Below are 4594 nucleotides of genomic sequence, written 5' to 3' on the forward strand. Positions count from 1 at the left end.
GTGCAACGGTTACCATTGTTGTGAACAGTATTTTTCTTTTCTTTTCTAGCGTTCAATAATCCTCCAAGAATTACACAAGACATTCCAATTAGGTATGCTGTATGAAATGGTTCATTGAAAAAAACAATCAAAAATATTGACGACAAAACGGGTGTTAAGAAAACAAATGGTGCTATAAATGAAGCTTCTCCCATTTTGAGCGCTTTAATCCAAAATATATATGAAAGTCCATTCACTAAAAAACCATTTATAAGAATTGGAATTATAGTGTTTATTTCAGGTATTTTAAACCCCGAAAATATGTTCATAGATATAAATGAAGCAACACTTGCAGTCAAAAAATATATTGTTAATAGTGAATTATCGTCCATTTCGATTTTTTTACTTAAAACAGAAAATAAGGCAAAGGCGAATGCTCCAAAGAATACGATTAAATCAATATTTAAATTTTCAAATTTAAGTTGCTGGAAATTTCCTTTCGTTAACACAATAAAGACTCCAAAAAAACCTAAAAGAATGGACATAGTTTTTGGGAAAGTAAGTTTTTCTTTTAAAATGATAAGTGATAATATAACTATTAAAATAGGCCAAGAATATTGGACGATGAGAACTTCCATTCCTGGTGCATTTGCATAACCTAGATAGAGTAGGACATAATAAAGATAAGTCCCCAAAAAGCCTAATAATATGGCTTTTAGCCATTTGTTTTTAGGGATTTTACTTAAATGGTTTATCTTTTTTTTATAAATGCCTATCCCTAAAAAAAACAATAATGATGATAGACTAGACCAAAAAAGAAATTGATGGTTATCTAATCCATCTTGCCCTAATTTAGATACAACAGGAATTAATGCCCATAAAAACACACAAACTAAAACGTAAATGATAGATTTGTTCATACTGAAAACTTAAGGTTTGAATTTTTTACAAATTTCAGTTTTCAGTAGGACTATAAATATGACAATTAAGGATAGTTATGGTATTATTTGGTATTTAAGTTTAATTCAGCCGATTTTCTATATTCCATTGGTGTTTTTTTAAACTGTTTTTTAAAAGCTTTTATAAAATATGAACTATCAGAATAGCCAAGCTCTGCTACTATTTCTTTAATGCTTAAATTGCTATAGCGCAGTATTCTAGCGCCTTCATTTAGTATGTAAATTTCCAGAAACTTAGCAGGTGTAAGGCCAGTACTATTTCGAATTGCTAGATTAAGTTTTTTTTGAGAGATTGCCAATTTAGAAGTATAAAAGCTCAATTGTTTCTCGTTGGTGTAATATATCCTAACAAGTTGCACAAATTGCTCTAATAATTTAGTGTTATTTGTATGAGATTGCACAGTACCTTTTTCTTTTACGTTAATAAACTCATTTATTTTTGTTAGAATAATATGTAGATAATTCTGTACTATACTTGATGAGGTACTTGTCTTTGTTCTTGAATAGTGATTTAATAAATGAAATTCGTCATTTAAGAGATTAATTTCATTAGCAGAAACTTTAATATATGCTTTGTCTATGTTATGAAAAAGAAGTGTAGATTTGTTTTGAAATCTGTCTAATAAACTGTCGCAAAAACTAACAACATAACCTTGCACATTATTGTTGTAGGTTATTTTATGTAAATAATAAGGTGCCAATAGGAAAATAGTTCCATTAGAATAATCGTAATTATTACCTTCTATTATGTGATTTCCAGAACCTTCCTCAATCCAAACAATTTGATAAAAAATGTGACGATGTAATGCTGTACTGTAATTATTTAAAGTATTGTATTTACCATCAATAATTTTATTAACCACAATTTTTTCATCATATTTTTTAAGTAATTTATCAAATTCAATTTTAATCACTTATCGGTGTTTTTATATTGTGCACAACTAGTGGATATGCGGCAAATTCCACATAACCATCGTATTAGGTTTAAATTTAATACTTTTTTAGAATTAATTAGTATATTAGACATAATATGTCCATTCCTGATTTTGTGAAAATATTGGAGGTTAAACGGTATAGTAAAAATACGATTGGCAGTTATTCTTCAATTGTAAAGATGGCCGAGCATTTTTTCCAAAAAACCTTAAACCGAGTGAGCGAAACGGAGCTGCAAAGGTATTTTTACCACATGGTGCATACCAAAAAAATTTCTTACTCCTATCAGAAACAGATTGCAATGGCGTTGAAGCTCTACTATAAGGAGATGTTCAGGCAAAATATTAATCTAGAATTTTTATTTCCCAGTAGGAAGCCTGAAAAACTTCCTGTGATAATTTCAAAAACGGAAATTCTAAAAATCATTCAATGTGCCAATAACGTTAAACATAAAAGCATGATTGCCCTTACCTATAGTGCGGGTTTGAGGGTTGGCGAACTGATAAACTTAAAAATCATGGACATAGACTCATCTCGGATGGTTATACATGTTAAATCTGCAAAAGGCAACAAAGACCGCATAATTCCCTTATCCGAAAAAATTCTAGTTATGCTTCGTACGTATTACAAAGAATTTTCACCAAAGCTCTTTTTGTTCGAAGGTCAAAAAGGGGGGAAGTACTCTAGTTCAAGCTTTAATAAATTACTTAAGGCGGCGGCAAAAAGAGCAAAAATCAATAAACGGATTACAGCACATACCTTAAGACACAGTTATGCTACGCACCTTTTGGAAAAAGGAACTGATATAAGGGTAATACAAAAGCTACTCGGTCACAACTCAATTAAGACAACAATGATTTATACACAAGTTGCAGAACCTACTTTGTTAAATGTGGTCAGTCCTTTTGATGATTAAAGCAATTGCTAAACTCGGTTGATACACGTATTCCTGAAACTATCATGCTAATAAGGTAAAATGTGGTCATTTAGTGATTCTATTCTGTATGAGGGTAAAAATCATTAAAACGTATTTTCAACCTCCGCCGCTTCCAGCATAAGATAGTGTAGGTCCGTATTTTTTATAAAGGGTTTCAACATTTGGCTTCCCGGTCCGTACATGGCCAGCTCTACGTAATCGGCAGAATGCTGCATACTGATCCAACCCACGGAATTATGTTTGGATTGTATTTCGGCCAAAGCTTTAAATAAAAATTTTCTTTCATGTGTAGAATATGATTTAACAATGAAGTTTTTCCTGCGCCTAAAAAACCAATTATCGTAATTATCGCTTCCATTTGGTAAAAGGTTTGTTAAGCTTATAGATGTTTTTTACTCCACGATTTTTATATCTATGGAAGTTCTACCTTGCCAGCCCGTTGCATCTGTAACCGAATAGGCACAGTGGTAATCGCCGGTGTCTACATCATCTGGAATAGTTACGGCAATATTTATTTCGTAACTGGTCAGGGAGCCTTCAATTGTATAGTTTTCAACAAAAATTAAGGGATTTACAGGGGGTTGAACTTCGCCCAATTCACATTTCGCTACTTGGTCGTCATGGGTATGATGGTCAAAATTATGGTGGATATCAATACTGTAAGCGGCCAGTTCACTGTTATCGGTCACCATAGCCCTAAAATTATAGGTTTCTCCTCTGGTCAACAATGTGCATCCTTGTGGAAAACCTTCTGTATAATTAACGCTGATAGTAGGTTTTTCTTCATCTATGTCATCACTGTTATCGTTAGAGCATGCAGCGCTTAACAGCATAAAGGAGGCTAAATAGAAATATTTTAATGAGAACTTCATTTTATGCGATTTAAAACCGCATAGCAGTTCTAAGTACTATGCGGTGTTATTGGATTTAGTTACTCGGTAACAGTTAAATGTGTGTCGTATTCTTTAGTATTGCCATCTTCATCTTCCACAGTAAAAACCATGTGGTACTCACCTGCAGGAGCAGTAGCCGGCACATCAATATGTTTGTGGAACTCGGCATCGGTCAGTTCGTGGTATCCTTCTGTGTACTCAGATTCAAAATGCCACTCTTCTTCGCCTTCGGCAAGCGTTAGTCCGTGTGCGTGAATATCAACGGTAATTCCATGTATACCGTTTACGGCACTAATCATAAATTCGGCATGAAAATCTTCGCCTCTGGCAACGGTTTCATCAATTGAAAAATCGCTTAAAGTAATAACGTCCATAATTTCAAGGTGACCTTCTACTTCTGTGCTGTTCCCTAGTTCATCGGTTGCCAAAAGTTCAATATGGTATTCTCCTGAAGGAATATCTGCAGGGATATCTATATGCTCATGAAATTCTGGATTAATTACTAAGTATTTAGCATCCGTAAATACCTTTTCAAATTCCCAGTCCACTTCTCCTTCTTCAGCAGTTACGTCATCTGAATGAATTGAAAGTGTTATACTGCTTACGGTAGCTTCTGCACTGATTTCTGCCGCTAGATGAAGGTCAGAACCTTTAAAAGCATATGCTTCTTCTGATTGATGGTCGTGGTCTTCACCTTCGTCATGGTGACCTTCTCCGTACTCAAAATTGGAGATTTCCGGAGCGTTCAATTCTACATCTCCATCATCATCACTACTACAGGATTGTAAAAAGAGTCCGGCGGAAGCAACGATTGCTAAAAATTTTAAATTGGGTTTCATACTAGTTGTTTTCATAGGTTTTAATTTTTAATTTGATTACTGATTACTGATTAC

Annotated in this window: 6 protein-coding genes and 1 pseudogene; 1 reads left to right on the forward strand and 6 read right to left on the reverse strand. The window is 33.6% G+C overall.

Annotated features, from left to right (window positions below; genetic code table 11):
- Together KO513_RS02370 and KO513_RS19780 are read right to left on the reverse strand one after the other, a co-directional pair.
- A partial coding sequence (locus KO513_RS02370) for a DMT family transporter (RefSeq protein WP_215912140.1) occupies positions 1-899 on the reverse strand: 899 nt, incomplete at its 3' end.
- An 83-nt stretch (positions 900-982) separates the two neighbouring features.
- Positions 983-1852: an AraC family transcriptional regulator gene (locus KO513_RS19780; protein WP_215912141.1), complete on the reverse strand. Its 870-nt coding sequence runs from the start codon at positions 1850-1852 to the stop codon at positions 983-985.
- 116 nt (positions 1853-1968) lie between these two features.
- Here KO513_RS19780 and xerA point away from each other — a divergent pair, with 116 nt between their 5' ends.
- Positions 1969-2787: a site-specific tyrosine recombinase/integron integrase gene (gene xerA / locus KO513_RS02380; RefSeq protein ID WP_215912142.1), complete on the forward strand. Its 819-nt coding sequence runs from the start codon at positions 1969-1971 to the stop codon at positions 2785-2787.
- 104 nt (positions 2788-2891) lie between these two features.
- Here the strand turns inward: xerA and KO513_RS02385 are convergent.
- The 4 genes and pseudogenes from KO513_RS02385 to KO513_RS02400 all read right to left on the reverse strand — a co-directional run.
- Positions 2892-3077 (reverse strand): annotated as a pseudogene (locus KO513_RS02385) (alkaline phosphatase); the annotation flags it as partial.
- Complete coding sequence (locus tag KO513_RS19785; protein ID WP_215912143.1) at positions 2999-3166, reverse strand: GTP-binding protein; 168 nt, start codon at positions 3164-3166, stop codon at positions 2999-3001. The gene KO513_RS19785 and the pseudogene KO513_RS02385, both read right to left, overlap by 79 nt.
- Before the next feature lie 34 nt (positions 3167-3200).
- On the reverse strand, positions 3201-3680 hold the full coding sequence (locus tag KO513_RS02395; RefSeq protein ID WP_215912144.1) for a DUF4625 domain-containing protein: 480 nt from the start codon (positions 3678-3680) through the stop codon (positions 3201-3203).
- A 59-nt stretch (positions 3681-3739) separates the two neighbouring features.
- Positions 3740-4555, reverse strand: a complete 816-nt coding sequence (locus KO513_RS02400; RefSeq protein WP_252735646.1) for a DUF4625 domain-containing protein — start codon at positions 4553-4555, stop codon at positions 3740-3742.
- Between the last annotated feature and the right edge of the window lie 39 nt (positions 4556-4594).

It is taken from the genome of Zobellia sp. B3R18 (genome assembly GCF_018860715.1).
Taxonomy (GTDB): domain Bacteria; phylum Bacteroidota; class Bacteroidia; order Flavobacteriales; family Flavobacteriaceae; genus Zobellia; species Zobellia russellii.